A 25,217-nucleotide genomic window follows, 5' to 3' on the forward strand; every position below is an offset into this window, starting at 1 on the left:
AATGTGTGTCCTGCACATTCGGTTTTTCTTTCGATTATACAAATGGTAACATTATAAGAAAATAAGTTTGGGCATATGATAAACTTTTTTAGACTGACCTTCGTCTAAAGAATGTAAGAATTCAGGATTTCTTCAAAAACGCTGCTTTTTTGGCGGAAGCCTTTTGATATCCTGTATAATTCTAACGGAATACACAAAAGCTTGTTGAAGATGGGAGAGATTATATGAAGTACAAAACACCAGTTTCCCTTGTGCTTGCGGCCTTGGCCTTGCTTATGCTGGACGCTCTGCTGCCCTCGGTGGCAGCTGATGGACAAAGCACACAGGTCAAGAAGGGACATGCGGTCATGGAAAAGCTCGCCAAGCAGAGCGTGGCTTCCGTGGATAAGAAGATAGCTGCCCAGGAGCAGAAGGAGCGTCTGCAGAAGCTTTCCTCGCAGCCGCTGTCGCTCCGGTTTCAAAATGCATTGATCATGGGAGATTCTCTGGCTGAGGCATTTGGTGATTATCAGCTTGTGAGCAGCAGTAATCTTCTTGCCACACGGGGGCGGCGTACGGATAATATCGATCAGGAAATAGCAACTGCGATATCACTGGCACCGCGTACGATCTTTCTGTCCTACGGCATGAACGATCTGGAATACTGCCGGGGAAATGCACAGCGGTTTATCCGACAATATAAGAAACAGATCCATAAGCTGAAAGAGGCCTTGCCGAATACGAAAATTTTTATCAATTCACTCATACCGATGGATGCGGCAGCAATTGCCCAAGTACCCGTATATGTCAGGTATAAGGAGTTTAACGAGGCCTTAAAACAGATGTGTGAGGAAGAACATATCACCTATATCGATAATACAGCTTTGATGGACTGGTCACCTGCCGTGTATGAAATCGACGGTGTGCATCCCCAATATTCCTACTATCCGATCTGGCTGGCACATATGGCAAGTGAGGCCGGAATATGAAACGCAATATGATATACGTACTCTGCATGCTGCTGGCTGCTTTCGCATTTGCATTACCCTTCGCCAGAGGCAGCAGGGAAATCAATCTGGATACATTGAAGAAGCCGCTTGCCCCCTATGTGACAGATATGGAGAAGAAGGATGCCGCATGGTTACGCAAGCAGTACCATCTGGATAGTGCCGCATATGAGCAGGCGCTGGTTTACGGTGCAGCCTCTGCGATGGAGGTCAATGAAATCGCAGTATTTAAGCAAGCGGACAAGACGAAGCGGGAAGCGCTTCAAAAGCTTTGTCAGGAGCGTACAAACCGGCAGCTGAAAAGCTTTCAGGGTTATGCGCCCAGACAGAGTGCACTATTGGAAAAAGCCGCCGTTTACGAGGATGGGCGTTATGTCGTTGTCCTGATTCATCCGCAGCAGTCCCGGCTGCGGCAGCTGTTGAAGAAGGCCTGGTAACCGTGCTATGACATTTCCATCCCTGATATTCCTGTTTCTGTTTCTACCCTGTGCACTGGGACTGTACATCGTGGTGAAGCCGAAGGTCAGGAAGGTATTGCTTTTGCTGTTCAGCCTATTCTTTTATGCATGGGGCGGGATTGGCAATGCCTGCTTATTACTGCTGTTTGTCTGCATGGTTTACGCTCTTGGCCGCTATATCGGGGCGGTTGAGAAAAAGCGGCGTGCACGACGGTTAACAGAAAGCATACTGCTGCTGGTAGTGCTTCTGTTTTATTATAAATATTACGGCTTTTTTCTGGATACTCTGTTTGCGGTCTTATCCGTACCCATATCCTATGAGGTGCTGCCTATGCCGCCCGGGATATCCTTTATCACCTTTACAGCAATGGCATATCTCATCGATATCCGTCGCGAAGTCATACGGCCTGCCTCCTTTTTACAGGTTGCGGTCTATCTGACGTTTTTTCCTAAGCTGATCATGGGACCGATTGAACGCTATGATGTATGGGGAGGGCAGCTGAAAAACACCTGGCAGCCTGCCATGCTGGAGGAAGGGGCCATCCGCTTTCTGATGGGGCTTTCTCAAAAGCTGCTGCTGGCAGATGCACTGGCACCGCTTTGGTCCTATACAAGCACGCACAGCGTATCCATGGCCAGCGCCTGGCTGGGCCTGCTTGCATACACCTTTCAGATCTATTTTGATTTTCAGGGCTATATGAATATGGCAATCGGACTGGGAAGGATGTTCGGTATTCGTCTGCAGGAAAACTTTGATCATCCCTATACATCGACCAGCATCACGGACTTCTGGCGCCGCTGGCATAGGACTCTGGGAAGCTGGTTTCGCGATTATGTGTACATTCCACTGGGAGGCAATCGAAAGGGCTTGTGGCGTACCCTGCGAAATCTGATGCTTGTATGGGGGCTTACCGGATTCTGGCACGGTGCAAGCTGGACCTTTCTGCTCTGGGGACTGTATTACGGCATATTGCTCATACTGGAAAAATTCGTGCTTCATCCCTACCTGAAGCGGCTGCCGTCGGCTGCTCGCATGATGCTTACCTTCGCTATGGTGATGCTGGGCTGGGTGCTCTTTGCGAGTGACGGACTGTCCCAGGCGGTCGTGTACTACAGACAGCTGTTTACGACAACCCATGGAGTCGTCGATAGGCAGACACTTTCCCTGCTTGTGAATTACGGCTTCTGGCTGTGTGCGGCAGCGGTGTTCTCCACCCGTGCTCCGCTTGTAGTAAGCAGTAATCTCATGTATGCCCTGCGTGATCAGCAGTGGTTTTTGAAGCCGGTGCTGACCGTTGTCGTGTTTGTCATTCTGCTGTCCTGTCTGATGTCTGCAGGATACCAGTCATTTCTGTATGTGCAGTTTTAAGGAGGTATCGCTATGAAAATCAGGAATGCTCTTCGCAGCTATGGTGTCATCTCGACGATGCTGCTTTGTATGATCGGCTTTATCCTGCTGCATCTTGGACATCGGGACCTTGCCTTTTCAGAAAAGGAAAACCGTGTTTTACAGCAGCGCCCCGCTGCGGATATGGCAGCCGTATTCCATGGCAGCTTTCAGAAGGAGAGTGAAGCATGGCTCCGGGATCAGTTTGATCAGCGCTTTGCACTTGTACAGCTTCACGCCAACCTGAATTATATACTTGGGAAGCGAGAGCTGCAGGATGTTATTATCGGCCAGGACGGTATTCTGTTTCAAAAGCAGGAAAGGCCAAATCAAGAACGGCTTCAGACAAAAGCAGGGCAGCTGCGGTCTTTCGCAAAGCGGCATGGGGATAAGAAGCTGTCCATGCTGCTTATCCCCAATAAGTCGGCAATCTGGAAAGAGAAGCTGCCGGTGTACGAGCAGGGGGAGGACCAGCTGGAAACGTTAAAGGATTTTCATAAAAAGCTGCCGGCTGCCATTACCTGGATCGATGCGGCAGCACCGCTTTGGCAGCACCGGGGTGAGGAGCTGTATTATGCCAGTGATCATCACTGGACAACGCGGGGGGCAGCCGTTGCCTTTGATGCATGGTGTGCAGCGGAAAAGAAGAAGAGAAAAACAGACTATGAGGTATATACGGTAAACGATCAGTTTTACGGTACACTGGCAAATGCCAGCGGCTATTATCGCGGTAAAAAAGATCATGTGGATATTTATGTGCCAGAGAAATCGCAGGAGCTTGTGGTCACCTATGTACAGGAGCAGCGAAGGACTGCGACTGTATTTGAACGAGACAAGGCGGCATCCGCAAATCCGTATGATGTATTCTTCGGCGGCAATCACGGTCTGATGCAGCTGGATACAGCGCAGAGTGGCAAACGGCTGCTCGTTATCAAGGATTCCTACGCCAACTGCTTTCTGCCGTTTCTGATACCGTATTACAAAAGTATCACCGTTGTTGATCCGCGTTATTACTATGATGATCTGGACAAGCTGATCGAAGAGCAGGGAATACAGGAAATTCTGTTTCTATATAATGCAAATACCTTTTTCAGTGATGATTCCCTCAATGAGATACTGAAAAAAGAAGTGAAGTAAAAAAGAGTACCCAAACAGCGGCTGGTGCGGTATACTGTAGCTGTTGGAGGGTGATCGCATGGAACAGGAAGCAACATTATATCGGCAGATTAGTCGTCAGCTTCTGCAGGATATTTATAAAGGAACCTACCCCTATGGTACAAAGCTGCCTTCTTTGCAGGCACTGTGTGAGCAGTTCGGAGTCGGAAGAAATACGATTCGCGCAGCTCTAGCACTGCTGGAGAAGGATGGGGCACTGCAGCGGGAAAAGGGGAGCTGTGCCCGGGTAAGTCTGGATATACATCATCTCGAGAAGAATCGGTATTTTCTGTATCGCATGGCCTGTTCACGGGATGGGGTTGCTCATGTGTATGATGCTCTGGGGATGTTAATGCCGACAGCAATCCATGCAGCCTTACAGCATGCCGATGCACAGCATTTGGAGGAGCTGCAGTTCGGGATTCGTCAGCTGACGCAGAAGGAGCATACCCTGTATGAGCTGAACGAGGCTCTGCAGCAGCTGTATCTGAAGGTTTTAGGCTTTCTTGGAAACGCCTATCTTCTGGATTTGACAAAGCAGCTTCTTGATTTTCTGTATCTGCCCTATGCAAAGAAAGAGAATTCCGAGGAAGCGCTTGCGGATAATAAGGTGAAGCTCAGTGAAACACTTGCCAAGATTCTGCTCTTTGTCATGCAGAATAATCCATTCATGATGAAAAAGACGATACGCTATTTCTGCGAGACTACAAAAAAGGACAGCATGCGTTATCTGGAGCGGATCTGTAAGGGAATCCATCCGCAAGAGGGAATTGAATTTGAATGGTATACGGGGCGTGAGGTGTCCTTTCTGTATATGAAGACGGCGGGAAGCATCGTAAAGGATATTGCGGAAAACCGCTATCCGGATGGTCATCTGCTGAACCTAGAGCAGCTGAGCGAGCGTTATGCGGTATCCCTGCGTACAATGCGCAGGACAATGAAGTTTCTGAATGATCTGCAGCTTGTGGAAACACGCAACGGACTTGGCAGCCGCATTGTATATACTTCACAGCAGAAGATATCCTCTCAGCAGCAGGAACAGCTGCATCCCCTGCTGGATTATTACATCTGTATGCTGGAGCTGACAGAGCTCCTCGCCAAGGCAACCCTTTCCGTATGTATGGAGCGCTGTACATGGAAGGAGCTGGAAGGTCTTGCAAAGGAGATACAGGAGAAAAAGAGGTTGTCACCGGAATCGGTTCTGTTCATTATAAAGCATCATGAGAATCCGTGTATCTGCAATATCGCAGAGCAGCTCGAGGAAGCGGTATGCGGCAGTATGCTGATCCGAACGCTGTTTGGACATGAAGCCGATGAACAGATACAGCAGGATATGAAAAGTCTGTGCCAAACACTGCGCAACAGAGAACGACGCAGGGCGATACAGCTTATGCAGTCCCTGCTGCATAATGAAACGGGCAGCTGGAAAATGAAGAGGTGCTAAAGGCGCTGTCATATTGCTGTCACGCTCTTTGCATACATGAGAAATGCAGCATACTACTACTTATCAGGAAAGATATTGCCTGGTAAGTTTTTTTATTTGGGCAGGCCTGTATACCGGATAAAAATAAAAGAAAGCTCATAAGCATACCTCTTTTATCTGTAGGAAATCTGGGGCAATCGAAGCAGAGCTTCGTGTAACTGCCTTTTCTCATTGCCTTTTTGCAGATAGCGGAAGTGAGCAAAAGCAGAAGATATGAATGCGGTATTTTTGCAGTTAAAGCATATGTGATATAACAAGCAGAAAAGCAGCCGATAGGACAAATATCATCCTGATATGCAGGCGAAAAGGCTTTGTGGGTTAGCTGTGGCAGCCCTTGCTTTCATAATGACAGACATAGAAAAAATATAGCACCGGCTGAGTTCGCATCGCATATACATCTGATGAAATCCGTTGCTCTTACTGTTGAAATTATCACACATGCATCATATAATGATAAGTGGTACTACTACGGTCAAGGATCGTGTATAAAGGATTATGGAAATCCGAGGTGGATAGAATGATGACAAAATCAGATGCAGATGGACAAAAAACAAGACGCTACCGGATTTCAAAAAAGAAGCAGACACAGCCGATTTACGAGATGGTGCCCTGCTATGAGGAAGCAGTGATTCTGGGGGATTCACTGGCAGAATCCATACTGGATTTCCGCCTGCTTCGAAAACATAATGTTGTGGCAAAGCGGAACCGCTGCATCGACAGTATTCAGGGCGATTTGCTGTTTGCTATTTCCATGCAGCCCTCGGTGATTTTCATGGAATATGGAAAAAATGATATGCTCCGTTCCGGGAAAGATCTCAATGCCTTTATTGCCTGCTACCGAAGACAGATACAGATGCTGCAGAGTGCTTTGCCACAGACGGCAGTTTATATAAATTCCATTCTTCCGTTGAGAAGAGATGTCATGCGGCGCAATGGCGGGGAGCACAGGTATCATAGCTACAACCGGGCGCTTAAGGACATGTGCGATGCGCTTCAGCTCACCTTTATCGATAACAGCTCGCTGATGGAATGGGAGGATGAGGTCTATGAGTATGATGGCATACACCCGAAGTATCCCTATTATCCGAAATGGCTCCGGTATATGGTTGCCTGTGCGGGTCTGTTACCGAAAGAATCAGATTGACAGGGGCTTCTATGCATCATATATCAAAGAGAGTGCGGAAGCGAAAAAGAAAAGGTGCAGATGAACCTGCACCCTACAGACAGTGGTGACAGAAATACTCAGGATGAAGCTAAGCATTTCCATACTGTCGGATTCTTATTTCAAATATGTATTCAGAATGGCATCCAGCTGTTCTTTTTCTTTTTCCAGCCAGGTGTTGAAATCCATACCCGCTGCGGTTACGGCATCGGCAATGGCCGCTAAAAACAGACACATGTCCTCTTCCAGAACAACACCGGCAACATTTCCAAAGCGTTCGTGATACAAAGAATCACTGCCGGATACACTGAGGGTGAAGGCCGGATACGGCTTGCGGTCAATGACCTTTACCGTTCCCTGAAAGCCCAGCTGTCCAATTTGATTGGTTCCGCAGGAGCTTGGACATCCGGAAATAAATATTTTCGGCAATACATGATCTGCATAATTTTTTTCTCTGAGATAGAGGATGACATCCTTCAGCACACCCTGAGAATCGCGCAGCCCCACCTGACATGTGGAGGCTCCGATACACGCCGTACTTTCTTCAAAGGTATTGCGGGCACCATCCCCTGTGACAGCCAGTACACATTTGGCCTCGGCAGCGGTACAGTTGATGATGTAAACACCCTGCTGGGGAGTCAGACGCAGCTCTACAGCTTCCATATCCCGAATGCAGTCATAGATTTCCTGCAGCTTCTGCGGTGTCAGACTTCCGCCGATCGGGTGATAATAGACAGCATACAGCCCATGCTGCTTCTGGGTAAAGACTCTGCGATCGCTCAGCACTTGTGCATCACCTGTTTTCGTGATTGCTTCCTCACGGACAGCTATGGTAAGGCTTTGTCCCTGCAAAGCGCGTTTTAGACGCTCACGATAAGCATCCACAAAGCCCTCACTGCCAAGCGTTTCCTGCATATAACGGGTTCTTGCCTTGGCGCGGTTTTCATAATTTCCAAATTCCATGAACATCAATACCATCGTGGATACATAATATAGAATTGTTTCCGGTGCGACATGCTCACCCACACGTACACCCATGCGCGGATTGTTACCAAGTCCTCCTGCACAATATACATCAAAGGTATGATCCGGATTGGCAACAAAGCCCAGATCACGGAAGGTCGCATGTGCCTCGTTGCGCGAAGAGTTTGTAAACGCAACCTTCAGCTTGCGTGGCAGGGTGTACTTGTTTACGATGGACAGCAGGTATTCGCCGACACGCGCCGCATAGGGAAGGACATCGAAAGCCTCCTGCGGATCCACACCGCTCAGTGGGGAACACATGACATTACGCGGGAAATCACCGCCGCCCCCACGGCAGACAATGCCGTGATCCAGAGCATTTGACATGATAATGGGAATCTCCATACCGCTTAAATCATGCAGCTGGATCGTCTGGCAGGTCGTAAAATGCGCTCTGCTTACCCCATGCTCCTTACAGGTATCACATATGAATTTCAGCTTGTCCTTTGTCATGACCCCCTGATTCATACGAAGCCGCAGCATGAAGCTGGTGGCACCCCGCTGGGCATAGCTTCCAAAGCCTCCGGAATAGCCTTTAAATTCCTTTACATTCAGTTCCTTGTCCAGAAACCGTTTGGTCTGTGTACGGAAATCCTCTATTTCCGAACGCAGTTCTTCTCTCAGATTGTCGTTCATAAATTCCTCCTTGTTAAAATTGCACTCATGTATCATAGTAGCACGAATTTGGCACATCGACAAATTGTTCTGTGTTATAGGGGTATAAGGAATTCTTATACGGTTTCTATCCTGCCTGCTTGTATCTGCATCCTACAGCCTTTATAATATATCTGGTTGGATTTTTAGGAAGAGGTGAAGGCATGGAGTTCGGGATATACGGTGTGTCTTATAAGGAAGCCGATGCGGATGTGAGAGATTGTACTGCATTTTCCGATACACAGAAAATGGAGCTGTATAATCAATTGCTGGATGTGGATATCACACAGGCTGTGATTCTATCCACCTGCAACCGCAGCGAGCTGTATTTCATATATGAAAAGGAGGAACAGCTGGATCAGATAAGGGAGCTGTTTCTGGCGGCTGCCGGAAAGGCTGTTCCGCTGTTTTTGAAAACAGGCGTGACTGCTGCCTGTTATCTGTTTGAGGTTGCTGCCGGATATCATTCCATGGTGCTTGGCGAGGATCAGATTCTGGGGCAGGTACAGAGCTGCTATCAAATGGCCAATCAGTGTCAGGCGTGTGGAAAACAGCTGCATCGCATGTTTCAAAGCTGCTTTGCGGCGGTTAAACAGCTGAAAACAGCATATAAAATCAGTGAGCATCCGATATCAATTGCCTATCTGGCTGTGAAAAATATCCGCAATGCCATGTCTTTGCGCAATGCGAGTGTTCTGGTTATCGGGAGTGGAGAAATGGCTGCACTGATGCTGCAGTACCTGCAGGAAGAGGAGCTGTCCGCATTGTATGTGTGCAGCCGCAGCCGATACAAGGCCCGGCAGGTGATGTCAGCTGCTATGGAATACATTCCCTTTTCAAAGCGCTATGAGGTTCTTCCATACTGTGATGTGATCTGTTCCATGACAGCCTCCCCGCATCGGATTCTGCGCAGGGAGGACATGCCGCCGATTGATCGAAAACAGCTGTATGTGGATTTGGCGATGCCAAGAGACATCGATCCGCAGCTGGCACAAAGGGGGCGTGTGGTGATTGATATCGATCATTTGCAGCGGGAGGCCGATGAGCAGCTGGAGCAGCGAAGAGCCTTGCTGCAGAAGGCTCACGCCATGCTGGAGGCTGCGGCACAGGAAGCGTATGCCAGCCTGCATTCACAGGAGGTGGATCATCTGATTCAGTCTCTGCAGCAGCGTAGTGAGCAGATGGCTGCTGATACCTATGCCCTGCTCCAAACAAGGCTGCAGCTCAGCCCGCATGAGCAGCAGGTGCTGAAAAAGGTTTTGCACACCTCCTTTCTGCGAATGGTCAAGGAGCCGATGCTGGCCTTGAAAAAAGCGAAGGGGCAGGATCAGCAGCTGTATGCGCGGCTGCTGGAAGCGATGCTGAAAGGAGACTGATCATGCATATACGAATGGGAACCAGAGGAAGTGCGCTGGCGCTGGCTCAATGCAAAGAGGTAAAGGCACTGCTGGAAAAGGCGTATCCCCAGCATAGCTTTGAAATCTGTGTGATTACCACAAAGGGGGACCGTATCCAGCATGTGGCATTGGACCAGATGAAGGATAAGGGAATCTTTGTAAAGGAAATAGAGCAGCAGCTGCTGGAGCATACGATTGATCTTGCTGTACACAGCATGAAGGATATGCCTTCGGTGCTGGATGGGCGTCTGTGCTTTACCGAAACGCTTTTACGAGAGGATGCACGCGATGTCCTCGTACTGCGTAATGCAACATCTCTGGAGTCACTGCCCCTGCATGCCCGCATCGCAACAGGAAGCAAGCGACGCAGGTTTCAGCTTTTGCGGCAGCGTGAGGATTTGGAAATCGTCGGCATACGCGGAAATATCGAAACACGGCTGAAAAAGCTGGAGAATCAGCAGCTGGATGGTATCGTTCTGGCAGCTGCCGGATTAAAGCGGCTGCAGCTTGCACAGTATATAACTCAAACCCTGCCGGAGCATATCATGGTACCGGCGGTTGCACAGGGGGCGATTGCCATAGAGGTGCACAAAAAGAGGAATGACCTTGTGGAGCTTGTCAATGCACTGTGTACAAAGCGTGTGGATGAGGAGGTCTGTGCCGAGCGTGCCTTTCTACAGGAGCTCAACGGTGGCTGTCATACACCGCTGGGCGCCAGATGCATACTACATGAGGCTGATGCAGAGCTGTTTGCGGTCTATGGCAGTGAGGATGGAGCCAGGCTGTTTGATCTGCATGTGAGCGGACCAAGAGCACAGGCACAGGCGATGGCCATTGAAGCGGCGCAGCGCCTACGGAAAAAAGTGGAGGAAGGTCTATGATTTATCTTACCGGAGCCGGCTGCGGCAATTGGGAGCTGCTGACACTGCGTGCGATGCGGATGATTCAAAAAGCGGACTGCATTTTGTATGATCGTCTGCTGGATCCTGAAATCCTGACATTTGCACCAAAGCACTGTGACTGCATTTATGTTGGCAAAAAGGCAGGGAAGCATGCCATGGCACAGGAGGAGATTCAGCGTCTGATGATTGAGAAGGCGGCCCGGTTTGATACGGTTGTAAGGCTCAAGGGAGGGGACCCCTGTGTGTTCGGTCGTGTCGGGGAAGAAGCACAGGCATTGGCGCAGGCCCATGTACCATTTGAAATCATACCCGGTATATCCAGCGGAATCGGCGGTCTGGCATTTGCCGGTATTCCGATTACGCATCGCGATTATGCCAGTGGTGCCCGCCTGATGAGTGCACATGGCAAAGCGGGCACCATGAGCGACCTTGATTACGCAGGTATGGCACATACCCGGGATACGCTGATTTTCTATATGGGGCTGCAACAGCTGTCCGCAATCGTATCCGGACTTATGCAGGCAGGGCGTAATCCAAATACACCGATTGCACTTGTCAGCAATGCCTGCCGAGCGACACAGACGATGGTGACGGCAACGCTAAAGGATATCGAAGACAGAGATCTTTCCGCAATTGTTTCTCCCGCACTGATTGTTATAGGCGGGGTAATCAATTTGCAGGAGGAATTGAATTTCATGAAACGGCGTCCCTTGTTTCAAAAACGCTACCTGCTTCCTCAGTTTTCCGATGCGAAGCGAGAGCTGCAGCTTGAGCTGCAGGATTTGGGTGCTGCCGTTGATTGCATAACAACAGGAAGGATTTGTGCAAACCCGGCTCTGTTGAATGATGTCAATCTGCAGGAAACAGATATTCTTGTATTTTCAAGCCGCAATGCCATTGAGATTTTCTTTACACAGCTGGTGCAGCGCAGACAGGATGTACGTCAGCTTTCTACTGTTAAAATCGCCGTGGTGGGTGAGAAAAGCAGGCAGGTGCTGGCCCGCTATGGCATACAGGCGGACATACAGCCGCAGCAGGAGGACAGCGAGCATCTGGCACTGGAGCTGCAAAAGCATATTTCAAAAAATGACCGTCTCGTGCTTGTGAAGGCGGACAATGATAATCGTGTGCTGTTTGAGCAGCTGCAGGAGCATGCACATGTATCACTTTGCAAGGCCTATACGGTGCAAGAGCTGCCCTTTGACCTGCCGCAGCACGTCTATGACGGAGCGCTGTTCACATGCAGCTTCCATGTGCATGCCTGTCTTGGAAGGCTCATGGAGTGTCAGGATGTTACTGAGCTGAAGGTCTATTCCATGGGAGCACATACTACAAGAGCATTACGCAGCTATGGCTGTAAACATATTATCGAGCTGCCGAAAGCGGATAAAGGGCTGTTCGGCACCTGTATCATAGAGGAGGAAGCGCATGTATAGAGGAAGAAGACTGCGAAAAAACCAGGTTATCCGTTCCATGATGAAGGAAACGGTACTGACGAAAAGAGATTTGATATATCCACTATTTGTTGTGGAAGGCGAAAATATATGCCGGGAAATTGAAACACTGCCCGGGGTTTATCATTATTCCATTGATCGTCTGTGTGAGGCTCTGGATGAAATGAGAGAAGCGCAGGTTCTGTCCTGTATCCTGTTCGGTATTCCGAATCATAAGGATGCCTGCGGCACTCAGGCGTATGCACAGGAGGGTATCGTACAGAGGGCGATTCGCTTTATCAAGTCGTATGCACCGGAAATCTATGTGATTGGGGATGTGTGCATGTGTGAATATACCGACCACGGTCATTGCGGCATTCTCAATGCCGAGGGAGATGTGATGAATGATGAAACGCTGTCCTATCTGAACCGCATTGCACTCAGCTATGCACAGGCAGGCATCGATATGGTTGCGCCAAGTGATATGATGGATGGTCATATAGCATCCATTCGACAGACACTGGACAGTGCAGGCTTTCAGAATGTTGCCATTATGGGCTATAGCGCAAAGTATGCCTCCAGCTTCTACGGACCGTTTCGAGCTGCTGCCAATTCTGCACCGAGCTTTGGGGATCGAAAGGGCTATCAGATGGATTATGCAAACAGGGAAGAGGCATTGCGGGAGCTGCAGGCGGATGTGGATGAGGGCGCTGATGTTTTGATGGTGAAGCCGGCGCTTGCCTATCTGGATATTGTCAGAGAAGCGAAGGAGCAGTTCTCCCTGCCGCTGGCAGTTTATAATGTCAGCGGAGAATATGCCATGCTGAAAATGGCGGTGGATCAGGGCCTGGTTCGTGAGGAAGCAATCTTTGAAAGCATTCTGGCAATGAAGCGCGCAGGTGCCGATTTGATCATCACCTATTTTGCTTTGTATCTCGCCCGTAAAATTGATGAGGGGGTACAGTGATATGAAGCATACATCGAGTCTTGCTCTGTTTCATGAGGCCTGTGCGCTGATGCCCGGGGGTGTGAATTCACCGGTACGCTCCTTTTCCAGCGCTCATGCGGATTGTCTGTTTGCGGATCATGCCTATGGATCCCATATCGTCGATGTGGATGGCAACACTTATCTGGATTATATCGGCTCCTGGGGACCGATGATTCTGGGACATGCCCATCCGCTGCTTAGCAGGCATCTGGAGGAGGTTATTCAAAAGGGCATCAGCTTCGGCCTTTGCACAGCGCAGGAGGTGGAGCTTGCCCGGCTGATCACGGATGCATATCCCGGTCTTGCCATGGTACGTATGGTGAATTCCGGCACAGAAGCAACCATGTCTGCCATACGGGCTGCCCGCGGTTTTACAGGAAGAGATAAAATAATCAAATTTGAAGGCTGTTATCACGGGCACAGTGATGGCTTGCTGGTGAAAAGCGGTTCCGGAGCATTGACATTTGCAACGCCTACCAGCCCGGGTGTTCCGGCGGATGTTGTAAAGCATACCCTTGTATGCAGCTACAATGATCTGGAGAATGTGGAGGCAGTAATCAAAGCGAATGAACAGGAGATTGCGGCAGTTATACTGGAGCCGATTGCAGGGAATATGGGTGTGGTGAAAGCAGAACCTCAATTTCTTCAGGGATTGCGTAGACTATGTGACGTACATGGCATCGTATTGATTTTTGATGAGGTGATCAGCGGCTTTCGTGTACGGTATGGCGGAGCTGCAGAGCTGTATGGAATCGTACCGGATATGGCCTGCTTCGGAAAAATCATCGGAGCCGGACTTCCGGTTGGTGCGTATGGCGGCAGAGCGGACATTATGCAATCGGTAAGTCCCAGCGGACCGGTGTATCAGGCAGGTACGCTGTCCGGTAATCCGCTGGCGATGCACCTGGGCTGCCGTCTTTTGCGATATCTGAAGGAGCATCCCGAAACTTATACTGAGCTGGAGGAGAAGGGGGCGTATTTGAAAGAAGGTATGCAGACAATTCTACAGGAGCTGAAGCTGCCGTATCAGCTTCATCAGGCGGGAAGTCTGCTGACCCTGTTTTTTACCCGACAGAGCGTTCACAGCTTTGCGGATGTGCAGACCTGCGATGGGACGTTGTTCGAGCGCTATTTCCGCTATCTCTATGATCATGGCATTTTAATTGCACCATCGCCATATGAAGCAATGTTTCTTTCTACTGCCCATACGTATGAAGAGCTGGATCATACCCTGCAAATCATGCGGGAAGCATTAAAGCAGCTTATATGAGTCTGTGTGTACAGCTGTCGCTGCAGGGTGTGCCGGTACTGGTCATCGGAGGCGGTCGCATCGCCTATCGCAAGTGCTGTCAGCTGGAGCAGGAGGGGGCAGAGCTTGTCGTTATCGCAAAGCAGTTTGATGCATGCTTTCAAGGGGCTGCTTATCCCTGCATAACCGATTCCTATCGCCCGCAGCAGCTGCAGGGGAAGATGCTGGTCATTGCCTGCTGTGATGATTTGATCACCAATAGGCAGATATGCGCGGATGCCAAGCAGGCAGGTATCTTTGCGATGAGTGTCCAGCAGAATTGTGGTGCCAGCATGCATGCTCTGGCTGTGGAGGAAGCAGCAGAGTATGTGCTTGCAGCAGGGACAAAAGGGGCAAGTCCGCTGCTTGCCCGTCAGATTCTGAAGGAAATGAATGCTGTTGTGAAGGAGACCTACGCTTCCCGTATCGCCATGCTGCGCAAGCTGCGTCCATATATCCTGCAGCATATCCAGAAGGTGGAACGCCCGCAGCTGCTTTCCCGTCTGGTAAGAATGTCTCAGCGTGATCTGTATTGTATAGAGCAGGCCCTGCAGGGGAAAGGCCTGCAGCTGGTATGCTTTCATGGAGTGAAGGAGGATGTGTCTCAGGAACTGGAGAACTTTTGTGCCGCCATAGAGCACAGGAAAACAAATCTTGTAGCTGCAGCGGCATTTCTCTTCGAAGGTGTCAGTGATACATCAGCACAGCCGGTTGCGCAATGGCTGCAAATCGTTAAGTCCCTGCATATTCCGGTCACCCTGGTGCCGATGCTGTTTCAAAACGGCCGCTATTACAGCCGTCTTCTTTCCATAAAGAGTGAGAATGTACGGGTAAAGCCGCTTATGTTTCAAGAACGCTCAGAGGTTTGGCAATGTCTGCAGGAGGTACGCAGGGAAAGCGGCTGTGCCAATCTGCTTGTTATCTATCATTCGTGTGTAGACGGAGCATTCAGTGAACTGCTGCAGGGACTTATGAAAGAGGATGTCCATTTCCATGCCGTTCATGAAAAGCAGACAATGGATTGCATACTGTCTTGGAGAGAGGAAAGCGTGGCAATTCTTCCCATGTACATGCTGCGGGGAAGTCATTACCGTAAGGATAGTGATGGCGGCTCTGCTTTGGTACAGAGCCTTCAGAAACAAAATTGCAGTGTGCATGTGCTGCAGGCATCCTGCATTGAGTTGAGAGCTTTTCAGGAGTTTATCATACAAAAAATGGAATGATACAGGCATTTCATTTTTTTGTATCTTTTGATAACATAGAAAAGAAAAGCATAGAAAACAGGAGCAGGGCGTTCATTAAAGAAACGGCATATACCAAAGGATGCAGGAGGTACCGGCCTATTTTGATGATTACAGATGATATGTGAATCCAGTGTATAAGCAGTGAATCAGAAATTTGGAACTGTGAAGCATGTATAAAGCGGCTTATAATGGATATTAGAAAATTTTATACGGGAAGCACAGGTAAATAAAGCGCTTTCGTAGTATAATGAAGATAAAGAAAATACAATGGAGATGGAGAAAACTATGACGACACAATTTCGGATTGAAAAAGATTCCTTGGGGGAGGGGCAGGTACCCTGTGATGCATTATATGGAGTACAGACGGTGCGTGCAGCACAGAATTTCCCCATCACACATCTACGGACACATCCGGCGATGATTCGTTCGCTGGGCATGATCAAGAAGGCCTGTGCCATGGCCAATCACGAATGCGGGCATCTGGATGATGAGAGGACAGGGTATATCATAGCGGCCTGTGATGAAATCATTCAGGGAAAGCTCGATTGCTGGTTTATCACGGATGTCATACAGGGTGGTGCAGGAACAAGCACCAACATGAATGCCAACGAGGTTGTGGCAAACCGTGCCGCTCAGCTGGCAGGGAAGGCGCTGGGTGTCTATGATTACATACATCCCAATGATCATGTGAATTTCGGTCAGTCTACCAATGATGTATTTCCGACTGCCGGAAAGCTGACAGCCTTATTTCTGGTTGAAGACCTGTTGGAGGAGCTGATGCTGCTGCAGGAGGCACTGCTGGACAAAAGTATTGAATTTAATGATGTCATCAAGCTGGGACGTACACATCTGCAGGATGCGGTACCGATACGCATGGGACAGGAGTTTCATGCCTTTGCGACGGCAATTGTGCGTGACATCCGAAGGATCAAAGTGGCTTTTTCCAATTTGAAATCCGTAAATATGGGAGCAACTGCTGTCGGTACAGGCATCAATACGGATGAACGCTACAAACGCATCTGTGTAAAGCATCTGTGTGATATTACGCAGATTGAGCTGACGAGTGCACGTGATCTTATCGATGGCACCAGAAATGTAGACCCCTTTGTTTTTGCGCATGCTTCCCTGAAAACGCTCTGTGTTTCCTTATCAAAGATGTGCAATGATCTTCGTCTGATGGCCAGCGGTCCCAAAACGGGACTTGCGGAAATCGTTCTGCCGGCAAGGCAGCCGGGAAGCAGCATTATGCCGGGTAAGGTAAATCCCGTCATTCCCGAGGTATGCAATCAGGTCTGCTTTCAGGTATTCGGTAACGATGTAACAATTACGAAGGCTGCGGAGGCCGGACAGATGGAGCTGAATGTTTTCGAACCGGTTCTGTTTTTTAATCTGTTTCAATCCATAGACCTGCTGCGCAATGCCTGTCATACTCTGCGTATACATGCCGTTATGGGCATACAGGCCAATACGGAACATTGCAAAGAGGTCATGGAGAACTCCCTCGGTACAGCAACAGCACTGGCTCCTCATATTGGGTACGCACAGGCAAGCAGAATGGCAAAGCTGGCCCTGAAGGAAAATCGGAAGCTGAAGGAGCTGATTCTGGAAAATGGTCTGATGAGTAAGGATAAGCTGGAGGAAGTGCTTAATATTCGGGAAATGACGCGTGCCGGTATACCGGGCATGCATAAAAAAAGCAAGAAGCAGACCGGGCGTTAGCATACAGCTGCGAAACATCATTCACAAGAAAAGACGTGAATCGTATCCGTATATTCTGAAAAGGATGGCGATGCGTCTTTTTTTGTCTGGTTGTGCTGTCATCAAAATGAAATATGCGTGCTGTCACTGTTATAGAAAGCAGATCCTTCCTTTTTTCCTGTTCTTTTGACATAAGCCATCACTTTCCCCATATACTTTAGTGAGGTAGATGCAAATGAAAAAACTTATTGTACTGTGTCTGAGTATATGTCTTTGCATGGGTCTGCTTCCCCAGCAGATTCACGCACAGGATGACAAAACAAAACAGGATCCTGCTCAGAATGCGCAGGATCTCGCACCGAATGCCAAAGCGGCATATCTGGTCGAGAACACAACCGGCAAAGTGATCTATGCCAAGCATGAAACGGATAAGCTGTATCCGGCCAGCATGACGAAGATGATGGGGCTGCTGCTTATCTTTGAAGCACTCCATGACAAGAAAATCAGCTGGGATGAATCTGTATCGGCAAGCGAGTATGCTGCAAGTATGGGAGGCAGTCAGGTGTTTCTGGAGCCTGGGGAATCCATGAGTGTGCGCGATATGGTGAAATCCATCTGTATCGCCAGTGCAAATGATGCCATGGTGGCTATGGCGGAAAAAGTAGGCGGCAGCAATGATCATTTCGTGGCGATGATGAATGACAAGGCAAAGGAGCTGAAGCTGAGCAATTCCCACTTCATGAATGCGACAGGATTGCACGATCCCGAGCATTATACCTGTGCAAAGGATATGTCGATTATCGCCCGTGCTCTGATTGCCGAGGGCGGGGAGGAGCTGTTGCGTATCACCTCCACCTATGATGCCTACATCCGCGAGAATACGGACAAGAAATTCTGGCTGGTCAATACCAATAAGCTGCTGAAGCAGTATGAGGGTGTGGACGGGCTGAAAACAGGCTTTACGACAGAGGCTATGTCCTGTATAACCGTAACGGCAAAGAAAAAGGACCTGCGTCTGGTGGCTGTAGCCATGGGTGAACCCAGCAGCAAGCAGCGCAATGCGGAAATCAAGCAGATGCTGGACTATGGCTTTTCTCAGTATGCACAGGGACTGCTGTATCCGAAGGGAACAAAGCTGAAGACTTATACGATGGAAAACGGCAAGCCCTCCAGTGTCAATCTGGTCACCCTGAAGGATCTTGTCTATGTATTTGAAAAGGGAAGCGAACCAAAAGAGCAAAAGAAGGAGATCACGATTACCAAAGACACGCCTCCTTATAAGGCTATGGAAGCTATCGGAACGGTGAAAATCACGATGAGTGACGGCTATACGATGGAGGCTCCAGTCGGTGTTGATCAGGACGTGGAGCAGCTGAATTATTTGGATATCTTTATGAAGGCGTTTAGCGATACACTTGCCTGATTGCCAGAACTTGGCGTGTAAACGAACGCATGACTTCTGCATAGACACATACAATAGAAGCAGAAAAGAGGGATATGATGACAAGTGTACTATGGATCGTAGGCATTGCAGCTGTCTTCTTCCTGTTCGTTCTGCTGTATGCCTTGTGCAGAGTCAGTGCAGACGCCGATGAACAGGCAGGCTATATGGAAGAATACAGCAGTGATCTGGATGAAGGATTTGATGAGGAAGAGTTTTAGCCAATGTCATTAAGTTAAAGGAATAAAAAAGATGCATTTATACAAAAAGTGGTTCTTAATCGATTGTTCGTAAATTAGAAGTTGAAAATTTGCAAGCTTAAGTAAGAATCCAAAAAGTATAAATGTCTTTTTTTTCTCAGGATTGACAAAATTTGAATCATCGTGCGCTCCATTACCCTTCGTGCTTTAAAGGGGTAGGTGACCGTATATGAACCTTCGTAATAAATCCAACGCTTGCCCTACGTTCCTATTTTATAAAAAAGTTGGCTCTAGGTGATTTAGGTAAATATTTTTGGATAAGGATTTAAAATATAAAGATATGAACAGAATTAGGAAATTGGGACAAGTATGTAAAAAATGATAGAATGAGTATATTAAATCAGTACTCTTATCAATTCAACGATTTAAACGGCTCCAACTAGAGAAATATTGAGGAAAATATTGCAAATGCTATACATTTTGTGATCAATCAAATCAGCATCAAGGCAACACGAGGTAAAAAATGAGAGTTCAGGGTAGAGAAGAAGGCGTTCAAGCTCGGTGTATTTTATAAATGAAAACAGAAAGGTAAAATTGTGAAGTCAATGAGTTTGTAGAAACAACTTAGATCTTCTGAATATTGTTTTTGCTTTTTATTTATCCCTGCTTATGTTTAAAGTTGATATATTCCATAGGAATGCGCATTATCACATTAAGGATAAGAATAATGTATTGAATCCGTCGATTAGGATGGCATAGTAAAAAAGTCCAATAGTAAGAAAATCACTATACTTTGGACTTTGTTGATCTAAGAGTAGGTTTTAATGATAACCTCTGCAATGCTTCTTTTTGTTATACATTGATCCATCGCCTGTTTTTCTATGTAACGATGAGCATCTGATTCGCTCATTTTCAATTCGCTGATTAATAGCCATTTTGCTTTATTGACAATACGTATTTCTGCCATTTTTTCCTCAATAGAGACTGATTTCTTCTCAAATTGTCTTAGACGTTCACGCATACTTTCCATCCAGTAAAGTGCTTGTATTAAAATCGCTTTGGAGGTTGGTTTTGGTAATGTAAACACACCGTGTTCAGCAACTTTATCGTGAATTGTGGCATGTATATCGGCCTTTACTAAGAGCAATACAGCGGTATGCTTTAGAGTGCATGTGTCAATTGCAAAACGTGTCCCAATATCATCTGATAATGGAGAATTGATAATAACAAAATCGTAGGATCGCTCAGCAATCATTCTTTTCGCCACATTGATAGTGGTTGCGTTATGTATAGGAGTATATCTGGATTCAGGAAGCAACACGCCGATGGCAGAAGTAAAACTATCTGTTGCTGATACGATAAGTATGCTATAGCAACGCTCTTTTAGACTCATGCTGCATTCCTCCTTCCACTTATTGATATTATCTATTACAGTATATTTCTAATATTTCATTGGGAATATGTTGTTTAATGAAATCACTGTTAAGGGCTGATTCACAGGCATCTTTTAATGAAGATGGTAACATTTTGAACTTTGAAAGTACATCTGCATTAGCTTTGTAAAGATTGATATCTGTAGGTTCTGCTAATTGCAAGTGATTCTGAATACCATAGAGTCCGGCATATATCATTAATGCAAATGCTAAATAACTATTGGCTGTCGGATCGGGGGAACGAAGTTCAGCTCGACGATATTTTCCTACTGCAGCGGGAATTCGTATCAGTTGCGAACGGTTTTCACTAGACCAAGAAATATACTGTGGTGCTTTATCGTTACCGAATCTTTGATAAGAGCAATTTAATGGATTTAGAAAAAGAGTCATATCACAAACTTTTGCAAGAATGCCCGCAATAATCTGGTGTAAATAATCTGAGTTATCATCTGCCTTAGCTGAAATGTTAATATGAAAACCGTTGCCTGGTTTATCAGCTAGTGGTTTAGGGCTAAAATCAGCTATCAATCCATTACATCCGGCAACGGTTTTCACAACTGTTTGAAAGGTCATTGCATTATCTGCGGCTGTAAGTGGATCAGAGTAGCGAAAATCAATTTCGTTTTGCCCGGGACCTTGTTCATGATGAGAACGTTCGGGATAAATACCCATTTGTTCTAAAGTAAGACAAATTTCACGTCGAATGTTTTCACCTCGGTCATCCGGGGCAATGTCCATATATCCGGCATTATCATATGGGTTTTTTGTGGCTTCTCCGGTTTCACTTACTGTAAAAAGGTAGAATTCCTGCTCAGCACCAAAGTAAAAATGAATACCTGCCTTATCTGCAACCTGAATAGCTTTTTTCAGTATAGAGCGAGTATCACATTCAAACGCCCTTCCATCAGGATACGATATATTGCAGAACAATCGAACAACTCGTCCATGTTCCGGTCTCCACGGCAGAGGCATTAATGTATCTGCATCAGGATGAAGAAGTAAATCAGAATGTGTTTCATCGCCGAAGCCGGCAATAGCGGAGGCGTCAATGGCAATGCCATCCTCAAAAGCATGAGGAAGTTCTTCCGGCATAATGGATATATTTTTTTGTTTGCCAAATACATCACAAAAAGCAAGTCTTATAAATTTAACATCTTCTTCGCTCACATACTGTAAAATTTCTTGTTTTGAATACTTCATAAGCGTACCTACTTTCTTTTAATTTGCTACATACATTTGCTTATATGGATTTTTGCTGTCAGGAGTAATGACGGTAAAAGAGGCATTTAATATAGTTTCTAGATCCTGTCCTAAATCAAGACAATATTCACAAAGGTATTCTTCGATTTCTTTCATATCATCTGAAGTTGCTACTTTGGCTGTAACCTGTTTTGGCAAGTTAATAGTATCATAATTCCCACGTAGATATATTTTACCACCATGCATGCCTGTACATGGGAAATGACCGACAATATGCTCAGTCTTAGAATTTAAGCCTAAAACAATAATGATTCCCCCTGCCTGATACTCACCTAAGAAACTTCCTGCAGAACCGCCGATGATCATGACAGGAATCTTACGTTTGTATGCCTTCATATGGATGCCGGCACGATAACCGGCATTGCCTTTTACATAGATTTTACCACCACGCATAGCATAGCCGGCAGCATCACCGATATTACCATGAATGATGATTTTTCCTTCATTCATGGTATCACCGACTGCATCTTGTGCGTTTGCATTTACTGTAATGACTGCGTCATTTAAATATGCACCGAGGGCATTTCCGGGAATCCCTAGTATGGTGATATTTTTATTAGACATACCGGCTCCGATAAAGCGTTGTCCACAGCATGCTTTTATAGTGTAGCTATCATCCGTTTTACGGATCATTTCATTTATTGTTTTGTAATCTAAACCTGTAGCATTTATCAATTGCATTATAGCATACCTCCCATCACATTTTTACGAGTTTCTTTAGAATGTCTTTTTAATGTCTCAAAATCGATGCTAACAGATGTATCATTTCTCTGTTAAAATCCAAATAAGCCGTTTATTCACCTGCATAGGAGATACCGAGAATTTCTAATTCTTTTTCGTTTAGACCAATTCCACGAAGCATCAGACGGTTACCACGCAGTGCTTCTATAGAATTAATTCCCATACCACCCATTAGTTCTTTGATTTCATGTTGCCATGCCTTCATTACGTTTACTAACCGTTTACTTCCAATTTCTGGATCGAGTCGTTTTACAAGATCAGGATTCTGCGTGGCAATTCCCCAATTACACTTACCACTTTGGCATGTCCGGCAAAGATGGCAGCCTAGGGCAAGTAAAGCAGCAGTGGCGATATAACATGCATCAGCACCTAATGCGATTGCTTTTACTACATCAGCGGCATTTCGGATACTACCACCGACCACTAAAGATACATTGTTGCGAATTCCTTCATCTCTAAGTCTTTGATCAACTGCGGCCAATGCCAGTTCGATTGGAATACCTACACTGTCACGTACTCTGGTTGGAGCGGCACCTGTACCGCCACGGAATCCGTCAATGGCAATGATATCTGCACCACTACGGGCAATACCACTGGCAATAGCGGCAATATTATGCACAGCAGCTACTTTAACGATAATAGGTTTTTTATACGCTGTGGCTTCTTTTAGGGAAAAAACAAGTTGTCTTAAATCTTCAATTGAGTAGATGTCATGGTGGGGAGCCGGAGAAATGGCATCAGAGCCTTCAGGTATCATTCGAGTACGAGATACATCACCGACAATTTTGGTTCCAGGCAAATGTCCACCGATTCCCGGTTTAGCACCCTGTCCCATTTTAATTTCAATTGCAGCTCCTGTATTCAGAAATTGTTCGTGTACACCAAAACGTCCGGATGCCACTTGGACAATTGTATGCTCGCCATAGCAATAAAAATCTTCATGCAAACCACCTTCTCCGGTATTATATAAAATGCCAAGCTCTGTAGCAGCAAGAGCAAGTGATTTATGAGCATTATAGCTGATAGAGCCATAACTCATTGCAGAAAACAGTAACGGCATGGATAGCTCTAGTTGCGGCGGTAATTTACAAGAGAGCTTGCCATTTGAAAGACGCTTGATCTTTTCCGGCTTTTTACCAAGATAAACCCGTGTCTCCATTGGTTCACGCAGAGGGTCAATGGAGGGGTTCGTGACTTGAGAAGCGTTCATAAGTATATTGTCCCAAAAAACAGGAAGTGGCTTTGGATTACCCATGGAGGACAGAAGAACACCTCCGCTATTTGCTTGTTTGTAAATTTCTTTTATAACATCATTCTGCCAGTTGGCGTTTTCACGTAAAGTACAATTGGTTTTTACAATTTTTAAAGCTCTAGTAGGGCAGAGGCTAACACAGCGCTGGCAATTTACGCAATTCGTGTCATCATATTTCATCATGCTTTTTTCTTCGTCAAAATAGTGAACCTCATTCGCACATTGTTGTTCGCATATACGGCAATGGGTACATCTGGTTTCATTTCTGACAACTTCAAATTCAGGATATATAAATTCTAAGCCCATTCATTTACACCTTCCTTCACTTTAACGATAACTGGTTCTCCGCCATCAGGTGCCCAAATGTTTTCTGCATGGGGCTCCATCATGCGTATTGCTGCCTCCTCACTGGCAATCAACACTTTATCGTCTTTTTCGCCAACAACCATCGAGCGTAGTTTAAGACGATCATTAAGAGCCATCAATCCTCCGTTAAAACCGAAAACAATAGAAAACGGACCTGTTATCAAGAGACTGGAAAAGATGGTTCTCAGGTATTTTAATTTATCACGTAGTTCTAAGTTGCTTTCAGTAGAAATGGTGCTCCAAAAAGGTGCTGCAATCACATTGGCAACCTCTTCTAAAGTAAGTTCCTGTACGCGAAGAAGATAATCCATCATATATGTAATCACTTCTGTATCTGTCTGTAAGGTACATTTATATCCGAACATTTCAATAAAACGTCTATTTGCATCATAAGAGGATATTTCACCATTATGAACAATAGAATAATCAAGCAGGGTAAAGGGGTGTGCTCCTCCCCACCATCCAGGTGTATTTGTAGGATAGCGCCCATGAGCAATCCAGGAATATCCTTCATATTCTTCTAATTTATAAAACACACCCACATCTTCGGGAAAGCCGACAGCCTTAAATGTTCCCATATTTTTACCACTGGAAAAAACATGGGCACCGGGCATATCTGTATTAATTTTCATAACAGTTCTGGCTACGAATTCCTTCTCGTCTAATTGCATGGTTGTCATAACGGATTTCAGAGGATCAACAAAATATCGCCAAATAATAGGTTCATCTGTAATGGTAGGAATCTTACATGTGGGAATCAGTTCAGAATGAATAATTTCAAAGTGTTCCTTCAGAAAAGATTCACATTTTTTTCTCGTGGTTCTGCAGTCATAAAACATATGGAATGCATAAAAATCCTTATACTGAGGATAAATACCGTATCCGGTAAAACCGCCTCCTAACCCATTTGAACGCTCATGCATGGGTTTCATGGAATCTATAATCATTTCTCCGGACATTCTGTTTCCTTCTTTGGAAATGACAGCAGCAATAGCACATCCGGACGGGATTCGTATTTGACCTTCTTTCTTCATAGAACTACATCCTTCCTTTCAAATATAACAAAAAAACAAAGACGCTCATTTAAACAGAAACTTACCTGTTCTTTAAATGAACGCCTTTGCTCACTTAAAAAATTTATACACCTGTTTACAGTTTTTGTCAATAAAAAGATTTGTTTTCAGAAAATGAATGAAAAAAAGGTGATTGACAAATGAAAAAAACGGGTGTATAGTCTGTAAGCGTAAAGGCAATGGTGTCTTTGAG

21 protein-coding genes are annotated in these 25,217 nt (G+C 46.4%); 15 read left to right on the top strand and 6 right to left on the bottom strand.

From position 1 onward, the window contains the following. Positions 1-224: 224 nt before the first annotated feature. From ACESPQ_RS14030 to ACESPQ_RS14055, 6 genes are all read left to right on the top strand, one after another. Entirely contained in the window at positions 225-968 is a 744-nt protein-coding gene (locus ACESPQ_RS14030) for a GDSL-type esterase/lipase family protein (RefSeq protein ID WP_257379149.1), read from the top strand. Further along, positions 965-1,423, top strand: coding sequence for a DUF4358 domain-containing protein (locus ACESPQ_RS14035; RefSeq protein ID WP_002608835.1), 459 nt, complete (start codon positions 965-967; stop codon positions 1,421-1,423). Before ACESPQ_RS14030 ends, ACESPQ_RS14035 begins: the two co-directional genes overlap by 4 nt. 7 nt (positions 1,424-1,430) lie before the next feature. After that, complete coding sequence (locus tag ACESPQ_RS14040) at positions 1,431-2,813, top strand: MBOAT family O-acyltransferase (RefSeq protein ID WP_008727697.1); 1,383 nt, start codon at positions 1,431-1,433, stop codon at positions 2,811-2,813. Between the two features lie 12 nt (positions 2,814-2,825). Beyond that, positions 2,826-3,968 (top strand): DHHW family protein, encoded by a 1,143-nt coding sequence (locus ACESPQ_RS14045; protein WP_002608837.1) that lies wholly within the window; start codon positions 2,826-2,828, stop codon positions 3,966-3,968. 58 nt (positions 3,969-4,026) lie between these two features. Continuing rightward, positions 4,027-5,430 (top strand): GntR family transcriptional regulator, encoded by a 1,404-nt coding sequence (locus ACESPQ_RS14050; RefSeq protein WP_373144502.1) that lies wholly within the window; start codon positions 4,027-4,029, stop codon positions 5,428-5,430. 556 nt (positions 5,431-5,986) lie between these two features. After that, entirely contained in the window at positions 5,987-6,613 is a 627-nt protein-coding gene (locus ACESPQ_RS14055) for a GDSL-type esterase/lipase family protein (protein ID WP_373144503.1), read from the top strand. A gap of 135 nt (positions 6,614-6,748) precedes the next feature. Here the strand turns inward: ACESPQ_RS14055 and ACESPQ_RS14060 are convergent, their stop codons facing one another. Then, on the bottom strand, positions 6,749-8,290 hold the full coding sequence (locus ACESPQ_RS14060) for a nitrite/sulfite reductase (RefSeq protein ID WP_373144504.1): 1,542 nt from the start codon (positions 8,288-8,290) through the stop codon (positions 6,749-6,751). A gap of 182 nt (positions 8,291-8,472) precedes the next feature. On the opposite strand from ACESPQ_RS14060, the gene hemA reads away from it, so the two are divergent. The 9 genes from hemA (at position 8,473) to ACESPQ_RS14105 (ending at position 18,920) form a co-directional block, all read left to right on the top strand. Further along, a complete protein-coding gene (gene hemA / locus ACESPQ_RS14065; RefSeq protein WP_118002376.1) occupies positions 8,473-9,684 on the top strand; it encodes a glutamyl-tRNA reductase in 1,212 nt (403 codons plus the stop codon). Between the two features lie 2 nt (positions 9,685-9,686). Next, a complete protein-coding gene (hemC, locus tag ACESPQ_RS14070) occupies positions 9,687-10,586 on the top strand; it encodes a hydroxymethylbilane synthase (protein ID WP_002608842.1) in 900 nt (299 codons plus the stop codon). Beyond that, positions 10,583-12,043: a uroporphyrinogen-III C-methyltransferase gene (cobA, locus tag ACESPQ_RS14075; RefSeq protein WP_373144505.1), complete on the top strand. Its 1,461-nt coding sequence runs from the start codon at positions 10,583-10,585 to the stop codon at positions 12,041-12,043. The genes hemC and cobA overlap by 4 nt, the downstream gene beginning before the upstream one ends. Beyond that, the gene (gene hemB / locus ACESPQ_RS14080) at positions 12,036-13,007 is read left to right on the top strand and encodes a porphobilinogen synthase (protein WP_002608844.1); all 972 of its coding nucleotides are present in this window, start codon (positions 12,036-12,038) and stop codon (positions 13,005-13,007) included. The genes cobA and hemB overlap by 8 nt, the downstream gene beginning before the upstream one ends. A 1-nt stretch (position 13,008) precedes the next feature. Beyond that, the gene (hemL, locus tag ACESPQ_RS14085; RefSeq protein WP_109770206.1) at positions 13,009-14,298 is read left to right on the top strand and encodes a glutamate-1-semialdehyde 2,1-aminomutase; all 1,290 of its coding nucleotides are present in this window, start codon (positions 13,009-13,011) and stop codon (positions 14,296-14,298) included. Then, a complete protein-coding gene (locus ACESPQ_RS14090) occupies positions 14,295-15,539 on the top strand; it encodes a precorrin-2 dehydrogenase/sirohydrochlorin ferrochelatase family protein (protein ID WP_002608846.1) in 1,245 nt (414 codons plus the stop codon). Before hemL ends, ACESPQ_RS14090 begins: the two co-directional genes overlap by 4 nt. Before the next feature lie 306 nt (positions 15,540-15,845). Beyond that, the gene (locus ACESPQ_RS14095) at positions 15,846-17,279 is read left to right on the top strand and encodes an aspartate ammonia-lyase (RefSeq protein WP_109770204.1); all 1,434 of its coding nucleotides are present in this window, start codon (positions 15,846-15,848) and stop codon (positions 17,277-17,279) included. 214 nt (positions 17,280-17,493) lie between these two features. Beyond that, positions 17,494-18,681: a D-alanyl-D-alanine carboxypeptidase family protein gene (locus ACESPQ_RS14100; protein ID WP_373144506.1), complete on the top strand. Its 1,188-nt coding sequence runs from the start codon at positions 17,494-17,496 to the stop codon at positions 18,679-18,681. A gap of 77 nt (positions 18,682-18,758) precedes the next feature. Beyond that, the gene (locus tag ACESPQ_RS14105) at positions 18,759-18,920 is read left to right on the top strand and encodes a hypothetical protein (RefSeq protein ID WP_002608849.1); all 162 of its coding nucleotides are present in this window, start codon (positions 18,759-18,761) and stop codon (positions 18,918-18,920) included. 787 nt (positions 18,921-19,707) lie between these two features. On the opposite strand, the gene ACESPQ_RS14110 is transcribed toward ACESPQ_RS14105, so the two are convergent. The 5 genes from ACESPQ_RS14110 to ACESPQ_RS14130 form a co-directional block, all read right to left on the bottom strand. Then, positions 19,708-20,292 carry an ANTAR domain-containing response regulator gene (locus tag ACESPQ_RS14110; RefSeq protein WP_002608850.1) on the bottom strand — a complete coding sequence of 195 codons (585 nt, stop codon included), beginning with the start codon at positions 20,290-20,292 and terminating at the stop codon, positions 19,708-19,710. A 28-nt stretch (positions 20,293-20,320) separates the two neighbouring features. Next, positions 20,321-21,532: a glutamine synthetase family protein gene (locus ACESPQ_RS14115; protein WP_002608851.1), complete on the bottom strand. Its 1,212-nt coding sequence runs from the start codon at positions 21,530-21,532 to the stop codon at positions 20,321-20,323. Between the two features lie 18 nt (positions 21,533-21,550). Beyond that, complete coding sequence (locus tag ACESPQ_RS14120; protein ID WP_002608852.1) at positions 21,551-22,273, bottom strand: glutamate synthase; 723 nt, start codon at positions 22,271-22,273, stop codon at positions 21,551-21,553. Positions 22,274-22,385: 112 nt separating this feature from the next. Beyond that, complete coding sequence (locus tag ACESPQ_RS14125) at positions 22,386-23,891, bottom strand: glutamate synthase-related protein (protein ID WP_002608853.1); 1,506 nt, start codon at positions 23,889-23,891, stop codon at positions 22,386-22,388. Continuing rightward, the gene (locus ACESPQ_RS14130) at positions 23,882-24,985 is read right to left on the bottom strand and encodes a class II glutamine amidotransferase (protein ID WP_002608854.1); all 1,104 of its coding nucleotides are present in this window, start codon (positions 24,983-24,985) and stop codon (positions 23,882-23,884) included. The genes ACESPQ_RS14125 and ACESPQ_RS14130 overlap by 10 nt, the downstream gene beginning before the upstream one ends. Positions 24,986-25,217: the final 232 nt, after the last annotated feature.

Source organism: Clostridium sp. HGF2, from assembly GCF_964240115.1.
In the GTDB taxonomy this organism is placed as follows: domain Bacteria; phylum Bacillota_I; class Bacilli_A; order Erysipelotrichales; family Erysipelotrichaceae; genus Clostridium_AQ; species Clostridium_AQ innocuum.

Bases quoted from the DNA above. Each gene is read 5' to 3' on its own strand.
- ACESPQ_RS14030 (WP_257379149.1), top strand. From the start codon at position 225: ATGAAGTACAAAACACCAGTTTCCCTTGTGCTTGCGGCCTTGGCCTTG.
- ACESPQ_RS14035 (WP_002608835.1), top strand. From the start codon at position 965: ATGAAACGCAATATGATATACGTACTCTGCATGCTGCTGGCTGCTTTC.
- ACESPQ_RS14040 (WP_008727697.1), top strand. From the start codon at position 1,431: ATGACATTTCCATCCCTGATATTCCTGTTTCTGTTTCTACCCTGTGCA.
- ACESPQ_RS14045 (WP_002608837.1), top strand. From the start codon at position 2,826: ATGAAAATCAGGAATGCTCTTCGCAGCTATGGTGTCATCTCGACGATG.
- ACESPQ_RS14050 (WP_373144502.1), top strand. From the start codon at position 4,027: ATGGAACAGGAAGCAACATTATATCGGCAGATTAGTCGTCAGCTTCTG.
- ACESPQ_RS14055 (WP_373144503.1), top strand. From the start codon at position 5,987: ATGATGACAAAATCAGATGCAGATGGACAAAAAACAAGACGCTACCGG.
- ACESPQ_RS14060 (WP_373144504.1), bottom strand. From the start codon at position 8,290: ATGAACGACAATCTGAGAGAAGAACTGCGTTCGGAAATAGAGGATTTC.
- hemA (WP_118002376.1), top strand. From the start codon at position 8,473: ATGGAGTTCGGGATATACGGTGTGTCTTATAAGGAAGCCGATGCGGAT.
- hemC (WP_002608842.1), top strand. From the start codon at position 9,687: ATGCATATACGAATGGGAACCAGAGGAAGTGCGCTGGCGCTGGCTCAA.
- cobA (WP_373144505.1), top strand. From the start codon at position 10,583: ATGATTTATCTTACCGGAGCCGGCTGCGGCAATTGGGAGCTGCTGACA.
- hemB (WP_002608844.1), top strand. From the start codon at position 12,036: ATGTATAGAGGAAGAAGACTGCGAAAAAACCAGGTTATCCGTTCCATG.
- hemL (WP_109770206.1), top strand. From the start codon at position 13,009: ATGAAGCATACATCGAGTCTTGCTCTGTTTCATGAGGCCTGTGCGCTG.
- ACESPQ_RS14090 (WP_002608846.1), top strand. From the start codon at position 14,295: ATGAGTCTGTGTGTACAGCTGTCGCTGCAGGGTGTGCCGGTACTGGTC.
- ACESPQ_RS14095 (WP_109770204.1), top strand. From the start codon at position 15,846: ATGACGACACAATTTCGGATTGAAAAAGATTCCTTGGGGGAGGGGCAG.
- ACESPQ_RS14100 (WP_373144506.1), top strand. From the start codon at position 17,494: ATGAAAAAACTTATTGTACTGTGTCTGAGTATATGTCTTTGCATGGGT.
- ACESPQ_RS14105 (WP_002608849.1), top strand. From the start codon at position 18,759: ATGACAAGTGTACTATGGATCGTAGGCATTGCAGCTGTCTTCTTCCTG.
- ACESPQ_RS14110 (WP_002608850.1), bottom strand. From the start codon at position 20,292: ATGAGTCTAAAAGAGCGTTGCTATAGCATACTTATCGTATCAGCAACA.
- ACESPQ_RS14115 (WP_002608851.1), bottom strand. From the start codon at position 21,532: ATGAAGTATTCAAAACAAGAAATTTTACAGTATGTGAGCGAAGAAGAT.
- ACESPQ_RS14120 (WP_002608852.1), bottom strand. From the start codon at position 22,273: ATGCAATTGATAAATGCTACAGGTTTAGATTACAAAACAATAAATGAA.
- ACESPQ_RS14125 (WP_002608853.1), bottom strand. From the start codon at position 23,891: ATGGGCTTAGAATTTATATATCCTGAATTTGAAGTTGTCAGAAATGAA.
- ACESPQ_RS14130 (WP_002608854.1), bottom strand. From the start codon at position 24,985: ATGAAGAAAGAAGGTCAAATACGAATCCCGTCCGGATGTGCTATTGCT.